This is a genomic window from Desulfogranum marinum, from assembly GCF_963675105.2.
In the GTDB taxonomy this organism is placed as follows: domain Bacteria; phylum Desulfobacterota; class Desulfobulbia; order Desulfobulbales; family Desulfobulbaceae; genus Desulfogranum; species Desulfogranum marinum.
Genome location: NZ_CAXXRO010000002.1, coordinates 1,148,252 through 1,164,365 on the forward strand (window position 1 = coordinate 1,148,252; position 16,114 = coordinate 1,164,365).

The following is a 16,114-nucleotide window of genomic DNA, read 5'->3' on the forward strand; positions in this document are numbered from 1 at the left end:
GTAGTCATACAGCGCACTGATTGACTGCCGGTGCAGTAAACCCTTCATTGCTTGTAACTATCAGGGACGAGCTACAAACTGTCAACCGACCCCATACTATAGCCATTCAGCAGTGCTCCAAATATTCATAAGCTGACCAATCAGCTACCCATTAGTATGCCGACCGGGCAGATCGTGGAGAGAGGTAAGCGCAGACTCCGTGGCGTGCTGCTGAATGGCAACTATGCTTTACTGATTACCCAGTTGCCTTTTCTTGCTCAATGGATGAATTTCCGGCAAAGCCGGCGACATGTGAGTAGACTGGTGGCCCTTTTTTAAGGCAACAACCGGCTTCGTGCCAACATGTGGTAAAAGAATAGTTTGCCCAGCCCACACGCCCAGCATAAACATCCAAAGAAAGAGGCAAAAGGCAACAATAATTACCCCGAAGAGTCCTGACCAACTCAGTTGAAACTGAAATCTGCGAACAGGTTTTTTCCTTGATCGTGGTTGTTTCTTTGCAGCCATAAATGTAAAAAACTACATACGCTCCGGGGCGCTGAGACCGGCCAGCGTAAGCCCGTTATGCAACACGGTTTTCAGGCACCGGCACAGATACAGCCTGGCCTGACTGCGGTCCACATTATCGGTTAACACTTTATGTTTATTATAAAAGCTATGGAACTGTCCAGCCAATTCCATCAAATAAAAAATAAGTCTGTGCGGTGCAAGGTCCATGGCCGCTCCGGCAACAAGCTGCGGGTAATCAGCCATTGTTTTCAGCAAGCCGTACTCTTCGGCCTCTTGCAGCATACTCAAATCAACGGCCTCACCGGCAGGACATTCTACCCCCAGCTCCCGTGCCTGCCTCTCTATGCTGCATAGACGGGCGTGGGCATACTGTACATAATAAACCGGATTTTCCTGACTCTGCTTTGTAGCCAGGTCTAAATCAAATTCAAGCTGGCTGTCTGCCTTCCGCATCAAAAAGAAAAAACGCAGCGCATCCGTTCCGACTTCATCCACCAGCTCATCAATGGTGACAAAAGTAGCCTTACGGGTCGACATCTTAACTTGTTTGCCACCACGCAGCAAAGTGACAAATTGATAGAGGATCACGGTAATCAGCTCATCGTCGTAACCAAGGGCACGAACACCGGCAAGCACATCAGGAACCGTCGCTATATGATCTGCACCAAACACATTAATCATCCAGTCAAAGCCACGTCTGAACTTTTCCCGGTGGTAGGCGATATCCGGTAGCCTGTAGGTGGGTTCACCACTACTCTTGATAATCACCCTGTCTTGCTCTTGCCCAAATTCACTGGTCTTAAACCATAATGCCTGGTCTTTCTCGTAAACCAGGTCTTTTTCTTTAAAGGTGTTGACAACATCGTCAATCATCCCTTCTTCATAGAGGGTATGTTCATTGTAATAGCTGTCAAAACGGATACCAATTCGTTTAAGTGTAGCATCAATCTCTTTAAAAATGGCATTTTTGGCATGTTCTTTAAACACCTCAACCTCAGCATCTTTAAATGTGTCGCCACCCTTATCAATCATCGCCTGGGCAATATCATAAATGTAGCTCCCCTGGTATCCGTCTTCCGGAAAATTGTTTTCCATGCCCAGACGTTCAAAATATCTTGCCTGGGTTGACTCGCCAAGAACTCGCATCTGTCGTCCGGCATCATTAAAATAATATTCGCGCTGGACGTTAAATCCGGTTGCTTCGAGAAGGCGTGCTACAGAATCACCGATAATGGCATTGCGGCCATGACCTACGGAAAGCGGACCGGTTGGGTTGGCGCTGACAAATTCAACCAGAACTTTTTTTCCTTTTCCATCTTCACATAAGCCAAACCGTTCCCCTTGCTCTTCAATAACAGGTAGAACAGATGTCCAAACATCTTGTTTGAGAAAAATATTAATAAAGCCGGGCCCTGCGATTTCCCAACGATCGACAATACTCGCTTCTTCTGCGGCCAACTCTGCAAACTGGGCTGCAATCTGCCGGGGATTCTGCTTGTCAATCCCAGCGGCAACCATGGCAAAATTAGTAGCAAAATCACCCTGCCCTTCATGCTTTGGCACCTCGACGGTGTATCGATCACGCAGCTTTTCACTCCACAGAGAGAGGCTGAGTCCCTTTTCAAAACAACGGTCAACAACGGCTTTAACTTGTGACTTTATCATCTTAATATATTGAAGAAATAGCTGGTTTTTTTTTGATGTACTGTAACTTGCAAAAGCGCAGACAGGGAATATGCAGGTACAAATGTTAGTGAAAAAAGCTAACCATGCAGCCAACCCGAATTTATCATCACCTCAGGCGGTGGCAGGTTCAAAATTGTTTATAATAAATAGGTACGTTTTCAAAAAATGGTAAAATGCTCCTGAAAAATTCGCACCGATATGCTGCGAAAGTATCTTTACAGTCGGCTAATCAGTCGATAAATACCCGATCGTTCATGTGTCCGAAAAGGCAAAGTACTTCGTAATTTATAGTATCCATCCATCCGGCGATCTCATCGGCTGTTATCTCTTCGCTTCCCTGCGGTCCGAGTAAAACGACTTGGTCGCCAACGTTGACAGGCCCCACGTCTGTAGCATCAATCAAGGTTAAATTCATTGATATTCTACCGATGACGGGTGCCCGGTGTCCATTGATAAGTACCTGAGCAGTATTGGATAATTTTCTTAAATACCCGTCTTCATACCCTACTGGTATAACTGCTACAGTAGTAGGCCTGCCGGTAAAGAAACTGTGCCCATAGCCCACCCCAACACCTTTGTCTACATTTCGCACCTGAATGACGCTGGTGGTGAAACACATGGCAGGCTTAAGCAGGTTTTTCGTAGCTGCCTGTCTGCCGGTTTCTCCATCAGGATAACAACCGTAAAGGGAAATCCCGGGTCGCACCATATCAAACTGTGCTCCGCGCACATAAAACAGGCCTCCCGAATTGGCTATATGATACATACAATGATGCGGAATTTCTTTTTCAATTAGCCTGGCAGTACTGGAAAACGTTTCCAGGACATCATCAGAATTAGACGATTGGCGGTCATCAGCCATGGGAAAGTGGGCAAGAACACCCTTGGTATTCAAGCATGGATACGCATCAATCTCTTTGACTAAAGCAACGATCCCTTCAGGCAAGGTCCCCTGCCTTCCCATTCCCGCGTCCAATTTGACATGGATATCGATTTCTTTACCTGCCCTTCGGGCGTACTTATTGAGCTCTCCAAGCGCCGAGTTATCGACGACAACAGGGGTTAGATTATTTTCAACTGCCGCTTGCGATGTTTGGTTAATAATACCGGCGAGAATAAAAACAGGCACAGTAAAACCTGCTTTACGTAGTTTTATCCCTTCAACGACTTCAGCAACGCCAAGGGCAACTGCGCCCTCTTCTACAAATATACCGGCACATTCAATCATACCGTGTCCATAGGCATCGGCCTTAACCATGGCAAGAATACCGGCATCACCTGCATGATGACGACAGACGGCAAAATTGTGCCTGAGAGCCCCGGCACTAATGGTTATTTTATTCAGCGATTCCATTACAGCATACCTATTCGAAACCATGCAAACCAGCCCTGACGGCTGGAGAACAAAAGAGCCCATCCGATGGCACAATATCCGGCGCCCAATATGGTTCCAGGGGTAAAAAATGTTCGCAACAACACCCCGCAAGACATCATCAACCCTACAAGCAGCCACGTCTTCCATGAAAACACGGCACCGAGGCAGGTATTATCCTGAAAAGTGTCAATCCGACTGATGGTCTTTGCAGCAACCTTATCGAGAATCAAAAACGATTTAAGCGAACCGACAAAAAAAGCCAGCAACAGGAAAAAAATACGATTGTTCGGGTCTATCCACCCATAGCCACGATAAATAAGCATCCCCCCAATAGTTGTCCACAAAAAAGGGGCGGCAAAGAGATGAACCGATCGATGAACGCCAGGCTTAAACAAAGGTCTCTCTAGGATATTGTCCGAGAATAGCAATTTTTTCTCAGATCGAGGCATTTTATAAAAATAAGCGCAGCCATATAAACAATATTGAGAGCATTATTTTTAGAAAATAACGCTGACATGGGGAAAAAGGACATTTTCGGGCAGTCTCCTAGACGCAGTAAAGGGACTTGCAGTTAACTCACTGTAAGTCCCTCTAAAAACAGGATAAGCCCATCCCGTCAGGGATGGGCTTATCATAAAGCAAACTATCGAAAAAGTAACTTACACTTCGGTTACAGTGATAGCATCTTCAGGGCAAACTTCAACACAGGTTTCGCAACCCAGGCATTCATCAGCTTCTACAGGCTCAGCTTTACCGTCTACCATCTCAAACACCTGAGCCGGACAAGCTGCTACACACTCTTCATCACCAGAACATTTATCTTTGTCGACTACTATTTCCCACATGATAAAAACCTCCAAAAAAAATTAAGATACTACGTCACATCACATTGATACTTTCAACCTTGCTGGAGCAAGATTTAAAACTTAAAAAAAGTGCTTCCCCTCTACCTGACCGGCAATACTTTGTCAAGATTAAACATATCAGGTATTATACTCTTTTTAATTATCACAAAAAGCAAGCTCGCATCGATAAGTCCACGATGGCGGCTATTCTTATGTTCAACTCTTCTTTTTCTTATTGCTCAACCAGCTATTAGTGAATAGAATAACTCACAATTACCCATCCAAACAGGAACACCAATTACAATGGCCAAAAGAATTAACAAACAAAACGACCTGTTGCAGGCTAACAAAGGCGAACAGGCAATGATTGAAGCAATACTTGAAGGTAGCCCGGAAGGAATAGGTGTTGCAGTCATCCGCCTTGATTGCGGTTGCATAAAAATGGCTGCAGTCAATCCTGCCGGCGATCCAGCCAGCAAAGTAATTATGTATAGAGATAATGCCGAATCAATTTGCGAACAGTGCAAAGCAGATAACGGTGACTTCATGCGAGTAAAAAAACAATTCATCAGTTGGCAGAATCCGGAACCGGATACTCATACGAAACAGATGATCATCAACAAAGTGCTCGGCAGTGAGTCTTAATTTTATTACCGCCTTTCCTTCACAGACCGCCGGCAAACGACAAGACCCCATTCAAAAACACAGTTCAGGATGTACAACAACTATTTCCTTTAAACAATAAAATCGCCGGGGCAAGCTCTACGACTCCACACCGTGTAATTGCATCATGATCCGTGGTGCGTGGAATATGATTTCCAAACAATATGCAGCAAAACCAATCAAATCATCAGGAGAATTACAATGGCAGACAAAATTTTTCGCGTTAACATGACCGACTTGAGCACTTCTATTGAAGATGTGCCTGCAGACTGGGCGGGACATGGCGGCAGGGGCCTGACCTCCACCATCGTTGCAGCCGAAGTCGAGCCTACCTGTCATCCACTGGGAAAAAACAACAAACTGGTCTTTGCCCCTGGGCTGCTTTCCGGAACAACTGCAGCCAACTCCGGTCGACTTTCCTGTGGTGCTAAAAGTCCGCTCACCGGTACCATCAAAGAAGCCAATGCCGGTGGAACTTCTGCTCAGATGCTGGCACGACTCGGCGTTAAAGCGATTATTATTGAAGGCATGCCTGAAGGTGACACCTGGTACAACCTGCACCTCAGTGAAGACAGCATCACCATCAATGAAGAAACCGAGCTGATCGGCAAAGGTAACTTTGCAGTGGCCGAGGCCGTGGAAAACCGGTTTACCAAAAAAACAGGCGTCATTACCATCGGCCCTGCCGGTGAGATGAAATTGGCTGCAGCCAATATCTCTGTAAAAGATCCCGATTCCAAAATGCGTTCCAATGGCCGTGGCGGCTTGGGCGCAGTTATGGGCTCTAAAAAAATTAAGTTCATTTCCGTTGCCGAAACAACCCGTAAAGTCGAAATTGCCGAGCCGGAGGCTTTCAAGACAGCTAACCGCGCCTTTGCCAAAGCTTTGATCGACAATCCTATCAGCCAGGCTCTGGGACAGTACGGTACCAACGTACTGGTCAACATTATTAACGAAGCAGGTGCACTGCCGACCAAAAACTTTACAACCGGCCAATTTGAAGGGCACGAAAAGATCTCCGGTGAGACCATGCACGACACCATTGTCGCGCGTGGCGGCAAGCCTTCCCATAACTGTCACCCAGGTTGCGTAATTAAATGCTCCCAGGTGTTCAATGGTCCTGACAAGCAATATCGCACCTCTGGTTTTGAATACGAGTCCATCTGGGCTTTGGGTGCAGACTGCTGCGTGGATGATCTGGATTACGTTGCCGAAGCAGACAACCTGATGGACGACATCGGTGTGGATTCCATTGAGATTCCGGTGGCCTTTGGTGTGGCCATGGAAGCCGGCGTGCTTGAGTTTGGTGATGGAGCAGGTATCTGCCGTATGCTCAAGGAAGACGTTGCCAAGGGCACCCCGCTCGGCAGAATCATTGGTAATGGCGCAGGTTCTGTGGGCAGAGCGTTTGGCGTTACCCGGGTACCAGTGGTCAAAAATCAGGCAATTCCCGCCTATGACCCACGTGCCATCAAAGGTATCGGCATCACCTATGCGACTTCAACCCAGGGTGCCGACCATACCATGGGCTACACCATTGCAACCAATATCCTTGGTGTCGGTGGGTCGGTTGATCCATTGACCCATGAGGGCCAGGTAGAGCTTTCCCGTAATCTGCAGATTGCGACCGCTGCCATCGACTCCACCGGCATGTGCCTGTTCATCGCCTTTGCCGCTCTTGACGATGCTACCTGTCTGCCGTCTTTGATTGATATGCTCAATGCTCGTTTTGGTATTGCCTTGACCGCAGATGACGTTGTGAGCCTTGGTCAGTATATCCTGAAAACAGAAAGAGCCTTTAACCAGGCAGCCGGATTTACCAACCTGGATGATCGCCTGCCTGAATTTTTTGCTGAAGAACCCATTGCTCCGCACAACGTGGTCTGGGATATGTCTGGAGAGGAAATCGATACTTTCTGGAATTTCTAATAAAGCTGTAAGTAGAAAAGTATTATTACCTAAATCTTGCATGTCAAACATGACAAAAACGCTTTTAGTTATGTTTTTCCAGACTGTTATCGGTTTTATCAACAAGAAATCAGTTCACTTTTAATGTGAGTTAGGTTTAAGAGCATTTTTTTCATGCTTGCCACCCTTCGGGATTGCCGATTTTACCGAATCTGCTTTGTTTGCGCACACTTGAAGTACTACAGTACGTCTGCGTGTACGCAGCCTCGCACCTTCGGCAAACTTGGCAATTGCAGGATTTAGGTATTATACTTTTCTACCGTTTTTTGTTGAACATTGAGGCCTGACTCCCTAGAGCCGGGCCTCATACAACTTTTTATTGACACCTATGAAAATTACAGTAAAACTTTTTGCGTATTTTCGTGACAATCGCTTCATAAAGCAGGAGCAAGATCTCCCGCCCGGAACGACTGTCCGCGACATTATCAATTCTTTGGAAATTGATATTGAAGAAATAGGGGTAACCATGATTAATTCTCGCCATTGTCAGTTCGATCAGGAAATACAGGCGGGTGATCAAGTTGCTATTTTTCCTGCTATTGGCGGAGGATGATCAACACTTTTTCCTGTTGCGTCTGTACAGCTGCTCATAGCTCTCACTTCAACCAGACAGGCTTCCCGCATGAAACACATCCTCTTACTGTTTTCTTGTCTCCTTTCTTTCTTCATCAGCCAACCCTCTCAAGCAGCCCAGGAAATAAAGCTTGGAGTTGTCACTAAACCCGGATCGGCACAAAACATCGTTGCCGGCAAATTCAAGGAAATCCTGGAAAAAGTTTCCGACGGAAAATATACGGTTAAAGTCTACCACTCCAAATCTCTCGGTAACGAGACCGAAATACTTCAACAGATCCAGATGGGCACAGTACAAATGGGTGTTATTACAGTTGGCCCGTTTGACACTTTTGCTCCCCTAGTCCGTGTCATCAACTATCCCTTCCTTTTTAAGGACAATCAACAGGCAGATCTCATTCTTGACGGCCCATTGGGCGACGAAATACTCAGTGATCTTGAAAAAGTCGGCTTCAAAGGATTAGCATTTTCCGAAAATGGTTTCAGGAATCTAACCAACAACAAACGGCCCGTAAAAACAGCCGCCGATGTCAAAGGACTCAAAATAAGGGTTATGGCTTCCCCTCTGCACAAATCCATATGGCAGGCCCTTGGTGCCAACCCAACCCCTATGCCTTGGCCGATTTACTCAGAGCTCGAGCAGGGAGTTATTGACGGACAGGAAAACCCTCTTTGGGTTATGGAGGTGTACAAGTTTTACGAAGTACAGAAATACATGACCATGTCACGCCACGTATATTCCGCCCACATTGATGTGGCCTCGCTCATGTGGTGGCAGACCCTTACCCCTGAAGACCGCAAGATGATCACACAGGCAATGGTTGAAGCCTCCCGTTTCCAACGAAAAGATAATCGCGACAAAGACGGAGCCCGTTTAGCCCTGCTCAAGGAAAAAGGAATGGTTATCGAAGAACAACCTGACATCGCAAGCTTCCGTGATAAGGTCGCAACCTTGAAAAACATGGACATCTATCAAGAACCTAAAGTTCAGGCGTTGCTGCTGAAGATGCTGGAAGCCACCAAGTAATTTTCAGTTTACCCGGCCAACACCTTCTTTTAAAAATTACGGGGGCAGATCGCAAGGTCTGCCCTCTTTACTTATCGGCCTTGCTGTGATTCGATCCATGCAAACCTGCTGTCGGCGACTGAACGCTTGCATCGAGTACCTTCTCTTTACCATTGGTTTTTCCATGGCCCTGCTTGTTGCTGCTCAGGTTTTTTACCGCTATGTTTTAAACAATTCGCTTTTCTGGTCTGAGGAACTGGCAAGGTACATGCTTGTCTGGATCAGTTTTCTCGGCGCAACGACAGCCTACTACAAGGGCCTTCATCCCGGTGTGGACTTTATCGTCTCTCGCCTTTCAGCAACTCAGCGAAGGTGGACAGCAATAGTTGTGCACCTGGTTTCCATTTCTCTTTTCACGACGATCACTGTTGCAGGCTTTCAATTTGCTTATTTTGTCCGCCACCAGATTTCACCGGCTTTAGGAATTGAAAAATGGGTAATCCTGGCTGTTATTCCGATCAGTGGGATTATTCTCATCGGATACGCACTGACGGCACTCGCCTGCACGGCAAGGGGAGACTGGTCATGACCAGCGAAATACTGCTTATCTCCCTTCTCGCACTTTTTGCGCTCAATGTTCCCATAGCCATCAGTATCGGTGCTGCCTCAGTACTGGCCATCGTCATTCAAGGCGATTTTCCGATCATGATGATTGCCCAGCGCCTTTTTTCCGGAACTGATTCATTCCACCTCATGGCCGTTCCACTTTTCATGTTTGCCGGTGTTTTGATGGATGCGGGAGGGATAAGCAAACGCATTATTGACTTTGCCAATGCATTGGTAGGTTGGCTGCCGGGTGGACTTGCAGCTGTCACCATCGTTTCAGCCATGTTTTTTGCCGGCATTTCAGGATCTGCTGCCGCCGACGCCGCGGCAGTGGGCGCTATCCTTATTCCGGCAATGAAAAAGTCAGGTTATTCTTCAGACTTTGCCGCTGCAGTACAGGCTTCAGGAGGATCTATCGGGGTCATCATTCCTCCTTCCATCCCTATGATTATCTTCGGTTTTCTTACCGGCGCCTCCATTGGACAACTTTTTGCCGCTGGCATTCTCCCCGGCCTGCTCATCGGGATTTCACTGATAGCAGTTTCTACTCTCATCTCGCTTCGTTATCGATATTCGGCGACCACCCCTTTTTCAGCAAAACATGTTTGGCATACGTTTAAACAGTCACTCTTAGCTCTTGGAGCCCCGATCATTATCCTCGGCGGCATCCTCAGCGGCGTTTTCACTGCAACGGAATCGGCTGCCATGGCTGTTATTTATGCCCTGCTCGTTGGAATGGTTATCTATAGGCAACTGACCATAAAAAGTCTTTTTCCCCTTTTTCGCGATGCTGCTGTTACCTCCTCCATAGTCATGTTTATTATTGCTATGGCTTCTATTTTCAGCTGGATCGCTGCCATTGAAAATATCCCGGAACAACTGGCTCAATCCTTACTCAGCATGACCAGCAACCCGACCATACTCTTGCTGCTGATCAATCTTATTCTTCTCATTGCCGGTACTTTTGTTGAAACAACCGCAGCCCTGATCCTCCTGGTCCCCACTATCATCTCGATGCTGCCTATGCTCGGCATTGACATTGTCCAGCTCGGCGTGATAGTCGTCACCAACTTGGCTATCGGCATGCTGACTCCACCCATGGGTATTTGCCTGATTGTTTCCGCATCCATTTCCGGTGATTCCATAGGAGCAGTAAGCAGGCGTATTATCCCGTTTCTGCTTATCCTCCTGATCGACCTTCTCCTGATAACCTTTTACCCCCCCCTAACCATGTGGCTGGCTGGATTTATAGGAAACTAGTTTTTAAGGGGACCAAAAACAATACTTTTTCCAGTAATATCAGGGGCAATGCTACAATTTTTCCTCGGAGAAAAAGAAGACTCCGATACTCCGTATCTGCCCGTAGTAAAATTCTCGCATGCTTCGGATTGGTCGATACTTCCCCGGTCTTGATTGTAAAATCTCATTACTCAAGACACCCCCAAAATTCACTTTCTGCCGAAAACCGACGATTATCTTGGAAAATACGTTATCCGCCTCTCTTTATTTCCAGCCTTTTGTTACTTTAGGGTTGCAGAAAACAAACAAACCATGCGATATTAAACATTGCACATCTTGCACAAATAGCCACACCCCCCAAAAAACAACTGTTTAAGGTCTTAACCTAGTTATAAAGCATGGTTTATGAAGTTAAAGTCAATGAACTAGCCGAAGAATTCGGTGTTCATCGCAATACGATCAGAAACTGGATCAACTCAGGATCTCTCCCCGCCCAGAAAGCACCTGGGCGCCGATATGTCATCCAGCAGGAAGACTACCTTAAGCTGTGCGAAAAATTCGGCCGCAAGCCAAAAGTCGACCTCCCCAAACGACGAATAGAAAACGAATTTCAAAAAGATCAAACCAAAGAGTCAACGACCCCGCCCATCCATCTCAACCTGAAAACTTCGGAATTGAAAGATGCCGTTGATTTTGCCGGCATCTGCACCACATGCGGCAGCTGCGCCAGCGCCTGCCCTCTCTCTGGAGTAGACGGCCTTGACCCTCGAAAAATAGTGCGCATGGCAGCGCTCGGCATAGGCAAGGAACTGATAGACATCGAATGGCCCTGGAAATGTACTCTCTGCGGCAGGTGCGAAGAATCCTGCCCGATGAACATTAAGATAGTGACACTCATGCGCACTCTCCGTGCACACAGGCAACGTCACAAAGTCCCCCACCCTCTCCAAAAAGGAGTTACAACCTGCCTGGAAAAAGGAAACAATCTGGGTATCCCAAAAGATGATTTTCTGGAGCTTGTCAATGATCTGGGAGTAGAACTTGCTGAAACCAGTTGCCCTGGTTTTGCCCCCCCCATCGATGTCCGGGGTGCACGGCTGCTAGTAACGATCAACTCTAAAGAACCATTTGCCCAGCCCGACGATATGACGTGGTGGTGGCGTATATTTTATGCTGCTGACGAATCGTGGACCATCTCCTCTGAAAACTGGGAGGGCGTCAATTGGGGACTCTATACCGGCGATGACAATGCGATGAAAACAATTGTTGAACGTATCGTCGACAATATGGAACGGCTTAACTGTCAGGCCCTGCTCCTTCCTGAGTGTGGTCATGCCTATTATGCGACCCGATATGGTTTGGAAAAATGGTTCCCGGAATCACTACAAAAATTCAAAATTTATTCTGTTTTTGACCTATTACTTGAATATATTACAGAAAACAAAATAACTCTTGACCATGCGGTACATAACCAGCTGACAACACTCCATGACTCCTGCAACTACGGCAGAAAATCACTCAAGGCCTTTGGTCACGGCTATTTCGATGAGGGACGTACAATCGTCAAAAAATGTTGCCGGAACTTTATCGAACTTATCCCCAACAAGCTGGACAACTACTGCTGTGGTGCCGGAGGAGGAGCCTGGGCAACCCCCTATGCCGCCGAACGTACCTATTTCGGCAGAGAAAAGGCTCGACAAATTCAGCAGGCAGAGGCAGAGATTGTTGTTGTCTCTTGTCACAGCTGTAAAGACCAACTTGAAAAAACCCTTGCCCGAGAATTTAACCTGAACATTGAAGTCAAGTATATCTGGGAGCTGGTGTCGCAGGCACTGGTTCTCCCTGAAAGTACATGAAACGATCAGCTGCAAGGCTTCAACAATCAGCGTCATGTTATGCGACAGGTTAAATCGGTTTTAAGGTCATACACAAGGTATAATAGTTATGTCAGCGACTGAAAATACAGGTGCAGTTATGGTTGTTGGCGGCGGTGTCTCCGGAATGCAGGCAGCCCTCGACCTAGCCGAATCAGGCTATTTTGTTTACCTCATAGAACAAACCGGTGCTATCGGTGGCACCATGCCTCAACTCGACAAGACTTTTCCCACCAATGATTGCTCCATGTGCATCATTGCGCCTAAACTCGTTGAATGCGGTCGCCACCCAGACATTCAAATCATGACCCTGAGCAAGGTTCTGGATGTTGAAGGGGTAGCCGGAGACTTTACGGTGAGGGTAAAAGAATACCCGCGCTATATTGACCAACAAAAATGCATCGCTTGCGGTCTGTGTACAGATGTATGTCCGATAAAAGTTGACGATCCCTTCAACGAGGGGATGACCATCCGCAAGGCCATCTATATCAAATACCCCCAGGCTGTCCCCCTAAAATACCAAATAGACCAGCAGGCCTGCATTCAACTCAATGGCCCAGGTCGATGCGGGGCCTGCGCACAGGTCTGTCCAGCCGATGCTGTGAATTTCGACGACCGTGAAAAAAAACACTCCCTGCATGTCGGTGCCATTATACTTGCTCCTGGTTTTCAGGCTTTTGATCCAAACAAAAACCATATACTGGGGTTTGGTCACTATCCCAATGTAGTCACCTCGCTTCAACTTGAACGAATACTGGCATCCACCGGCCCTACCGGCGGCGTCCTGACCCGGCCGTCAGATAATAAACCGGTAAAAAAAGTGGCATTTTTACAATGTGTGGGCAGCCGCGACAAAAACCGCTGTAACAACGAGTACTGCTCCTCTGTATGCTGCATGAGTGCTATCAAAGAGGCAGTGATTATCAAGGAACAACTGCCGGATACGGAAATAACAATTTACCACAGCGATGTCCGTACCCACGGTAAAGATTTTGACCGCTTTTTTATCCAGGCAAAAAATGAACACAACATTCATTTCATACGGGCGAAAGTCAACGCCGTACAGCCAAAAGACAAAAAGGGAACCTTACGTATCCATTATGCCAACGAGGAAGGACGGCAAGTTAACCGATCAGTTGATCTTGTAGTTCTTTCCATAGGAATGGAAACACCCGATTCGGCCATCAGGCTTGCAGAAAAAATGGGCGTGCATATCACCCCGGACAGGTTTGCCTCCATATCTTCCTTTATGCCTGTTGCATCATCTAAAAAGGGTATTTTTGCCTGCGGTGCGTTTAACGGCCCCAGGGACATCCCTCAATCAGTAATAGGTGGGTCTGCAGCCGCTGCATGTGCTTCAATGATGCTGACCACCGCCCGGCACTCACTTACGCACCGCCCCACGTCGGCAGTGGAAACAAAAAAAGACCAGAACAAACCACGTACAGGGGTATTCATATGTCACTGTGGTTCCAACATTGCCGACGTGATTGACGTAAATCGAGTTGCAGAATATGCCAAATCGTTACCTGGTGTAATATATGTTGACCAGAATCTTTTTGCCTGTGCCCAGGATAACCAGCAATACATTGCTCAACAAATCAGGGAAAAAGAACTCAACAGGATCGTTATCGCCGCCTGCAGCCCACAAACCCATGAGCAACTGTTCCGGAAAACGCTGCGCTCCGCAGGCATAAACGAGTACCTGGTCGAAATGGCCAACATCCGAAATCAGGACTCCTGGGTCCATCGACATGAACCGGAAAAGGCAACTGACAAGGCATTAGACCTGGTCAGAATGGCAGTTGCCAAAGTCGCTCTGCAAAAACCATTGTACCCCGTCAGCATACCGGTTGTCCCCGAAGCACTGATAATAGGAGGCGGTGTTTCCGGAATGACGGCTGCCCTTAACCTTGCAAACCAAGGTTTTCCAGTTCATCTCATCGAAAAATCAAACCTGCTGGGTGGAAACGCACTTCATCTCTTTCAGACGTGGAACGGCGAGCAGGTTCCCCGTTACCTGAAAAAGCTGCAGGAACAAATCTATGATCAGGATAAAATTACCGTTCATCTCAAATCCACGGTAACGGATTCATCAGGTCAGGCCGGCCACTTTAAGACCAGTATCAAAACCGCTACGGGCCGTAAAAAAATCATCGAACACGGAGCCGTCATTTTAACCACGGGAGGCAAACGTTACATTCCCAACGAATTCGGATACGGCAAAATACCAAACGTGGTTGCCTCCATCGAATTCGACAAACTCCACATGCACAATGAAATGCGGGTTGCCCATGGCAAATCCTTTGTATTCATCCAGTGTGTCGGTTCCCGTAACAAGTTGCGCCCCTACTGCTCAAAATCCTGCTGCACTCACTCCATCCAAAGCGCCATCAAGCTTAAGCAGGAAATGCCTTCCAGGCGGATATATATCCTTTACAGGGAGATCAGAACCTATGGCCAGCGGGAAAGAATATACAACCAGGCAAGGGAGATGGGGATCATCTTTATCAACTATGATCTCCAAGGCCCACCGGTCATTTCCGAGGGTGAAAACGGCCTTATAGTGACCACCCGTGACCATATTCTTCACAGGCCGATGGAGATAGAAACCGACATGGTCGTACTCGCCTCGGCAACACTTGCCAACCCTGAAAGCAAGGATCTTGCCCAGTTGTTTAAACTTCCCCTAAACAGCGATGGTTTCTTTCAAGAGGCACACGCCAAACTCCGACCGGTTGAATTTAACACCAATGGTGTTTTTGTAGCGGGCCTTGCCCATTACCCAAAGCCATTGGAAGAATCCATATCACAAGCCCTGGCTGCCGCCTCTAAGGCTACTGCGCTCCTTGCGCAAGAGAGCGTGGAACTGGATGCTATCGTCGCCCATGTTGACCCGGCCCACTGCGACGGATGTGCCATCTGCATTGATGCTTGCCCTTACCATGCCATACGACTTGTCGACCACGCAGAGCCAGACGGCACTGCCGGTAAAATTATCGAAATAGATCCATCCCTTTGCAAAGGGTGCGGCATTTGCCAGGGTGCTTGTCCCAAACGGGGGGTATACATCACCGGTTACACCTATGATCAGCTTTTAGCTCAAGTTGACGCAGCCCTGGCACCCATTGAACAAAATCCTGCTGAAATCCTAAAAAACGAGCAAGAACATGGATAGTGACGTTAAAATCATTGCTTTCTGCTGCAACTGGTGCTCCTATGCTGCAGCTGATCTGGCAGGGATATCCCGTATCCAATATCCATGTTCTGTGCGCATTATCCGAGTGATGTGTTCAGGCATGGTGCATCCGGACATGATTCTTCACGCCCTTAATCAAGGGGCAGACGGAGTCATGCTTATCGGCTGCCACCTCGGGGAATGTCATTACCAGGATGGTAATTACAAAGCTCTTGCCCGCATGGAAATTTTAGAAGAAATACTCGCCGATCTCGGATACCAAAAAGAACAACTGCAAACAACATGGCTCTCAGCCAATGAACCCAATATGCTTGTTGATGCGGTGTACGACATGAATGAACGATTACTTGAACTTAAGGGCACCGTGGGAAAATAGATATTTCGTTCAAAATCAGGCAAGCCTGACTACATTGTTCCTCATCCAAGAGCCCATTAAACAAGACCAAATAAGCGCAAGACTCTGGGAGACGTGGCAAAAAAAGCAATGTATCAAGGTGGATCTAAATCAACAGAGAAAGAATGCCGCCGCCCGGTGAAAGAAGACCGGAAAGCAGAGTGCACAATGCTGGA

General features: G+C 47.3%; 14 protein-coding genes. 9 read left to right on the top strand and 5 right to left on the bottom strand.

Features of this window, described 5'->3' with window-relative positions:
- Positions 1-228: 228 nt before the first annotated feature.
- The 5 genes from ACHZCY_RS05915 to ACHZCY_RS05935 all read right to left on the bottom strand — a co-directional run bounded on the left by ACHZCY_RS05915 (position 229) and on the right by ACHZCY_RS05935 (position 4,416).
- On the bottom strand, positions 229-507 hold the full coding sequence (locus ACHZCY_RS05915; protein ID WP_205222868.1) for a hypothetical protein: 279 nt from the start codon (positions 505-507) through the stop codon (positions 229-231).
- A 12-nt stretch (positions 508-519) separates the two neighbouring features.
- Positions 520-2,175 carry an arginine--tRNA ligase gene (gene argS, locus ACHZCY_RS05920; RefSeq protein WP_205222867.1) on the bottom strand — a complete coding sequence of 552 codons (1,656 nt, stop codon included), beginning with the start codon at positions 2,173-2,175 and terminating at the stop codon, positions 520-522.
- A 250-nt stretch (positions 2,176-2,425) separates the two neighbouring features.
- Positions 2,426-3,550 (bottom strand): alanine racemase, encoded by a 1,125-nt coding sequence (gene alr, locus ACHZCY_RS05925; RefSeq protein WP_319548178.1) that lies wholly within the window; start codon positions 3,548-3,550, stop codon positions 2,426-2,428.
- Positions 3,550-3,966 carry a hypothetical protein gene (locus ACHZCY_RS05930; RefSeq protein ID WP_232371060.1) on the bottom strand — a complete coding sequence of 139 codons (417 nt, stop codon included), beginning with the start codon at positions 3,964-3,966 and terminating at the stop codon, positions 3,550-3,552. The genes alr and ACHZCY_RS05930 overlap by 1 nt, the downstream gene beginning before the upstream one ends.
- 264 nt (positions 3,967-4,230) lie before the next feature.
- Positions 4,231-4,416, bottom strand: a complete 186-nt coding sequence (locus tag ACHZCY_RS05935) for an ATP-binding protein (protein WP_205222864.1) — start codon at positions 4,414-4,416, stop codon at positions 4,231-4,233.
- 303 nt (positions 4,417-4,719) lie between these two features.
- On the opposite strand from ACHZCY_RS05935, the gene ACHZCY_RS05940 reads away from it, so the two are divergent.
- The 9 genes from ACHZCY_RS05940 to ACHZCY_RS05980 all read left to right on the top strand — a co-directional run bounded on the left by ACHZCY_RS05940 (position 4,720) and on the right by ACHZCY_RS05980 (position 15,920).
- Entirely contained in the window at positions 4,720-5,061 is a 342-nt protein-coding gene (locus ACHZCY_RS05940) for a hypothetical protein (protein ID WP_205222863.1), read from the top strand.
- Between the two features lie 219 nt (positions 5,062-5,280).
- Positions 5,281-7,008: an aldehyde ferredoxin oxidoreductase family protein gene (locus tag ACHZCY_RS05945; protein WP_319548179.1), complete on the top strand. Its 1,728-nt coding sequence runs from the start codon at positions 5,281-5,283 to the stop codon at positions 7,006-7,008.
- 367 nt (positions 7,009-7,375) lie between these two features.
- Positions 7,376-7,600 carry a MoaD/ThiS family protein gene (locus ACHZCY_RS05950; RefSeq protein ID WP_205224042.1) on the top strand — a complete coding sequence of 75 codons (225 nt, stop codon included), beginning with the start codon at positions 7,376-7,378 and terminating at the stop codon, positions 7,598-7,600.
- Positions 7,601-7,669: 69 nt separating this feature from the next.
- Positions 7,670-8,647, top strand: coding sequence for a TRAP transporter substrate-binding protein (locus tag ACHZCY_RS05955; RefSeq protein ID WP_205224043.1), 978 nt, complete (start codon positions 7,670-7,672; stop codon positions 8,645-8,647).
- Between the two features lie 97 nt (positions 8,648-8,744).
- A complete protein-coding gene (locus tag ACHZCY_RS05960; protein WP_205224044.1) occupies positions 8,745-9,215 on the top strand; it encodes a TRAP transporter small permease in 471 nt (156 codons plus the stop codon).
- Positions 9,212-10,492 carry a TRAP transporter large permease gene (locus ACHZCY_RS05965; RefSeq protein ID WP_205224045.1) on the top strand — a complete coding sequence of 427 codons (1,281 nt, stop codon included), beginning with the start codon at positions 9,212-9,214 and terminating at the stop codon, positions 10,490-10,492. The genes ACHZCY_RS05960 and ACHZCY_RS05965 overlap by 4 nt, the downstream gene beginning before the upstream one ends.
- A 377-nt stretch (positions 10,493-10,869) precedes the next feature.
- Positions 10,870-12,327 carry a 4Fe-4S dicluster domain-containing protein gene (locus tag ACHZCY_RS05970; RefSeq protein ID WP_319548180.1) on the top strand — a complete coding sequence of 486 codons (1,458 nt, stop codon included), beginning with the start codon at positions 10,870-10,872 and terminating at the stop codon, positions 12,325-12,327.
- 88 nt (positions 12,328-12,415) lie between these two features.
- Positions 12,416-15,523, top strand: coding sequence for an FAD-dependent oxidoreductase (locus ACHZCY_RS05975; RefSeq protein WP_319548181.1), 3,108 nt, complete (start codon positions 12,416-12,418; stop codon positions 15,521-15,523).
- Positions 15,516-15,920 carry a hydrogenase iron-sulfur subunit gene (locus ACHZCY_RS05980; RefSeq protein WP_205224048.1) on the top strand — a complete coding sequence of 135 codons (405 nt, stop codon included), beginning with the start codon at positions 15,516-15,518 and terminating at the stop codon, positions 15,918-15,920. Before ACHZCY_RS05975 ends, ACHZCY_RS05980 begins: the two co-directional genes overlap by 8 nt.
- The last annotated feature ends 194 nt before the right edge of the window (positions 15,921-16,114 follow it).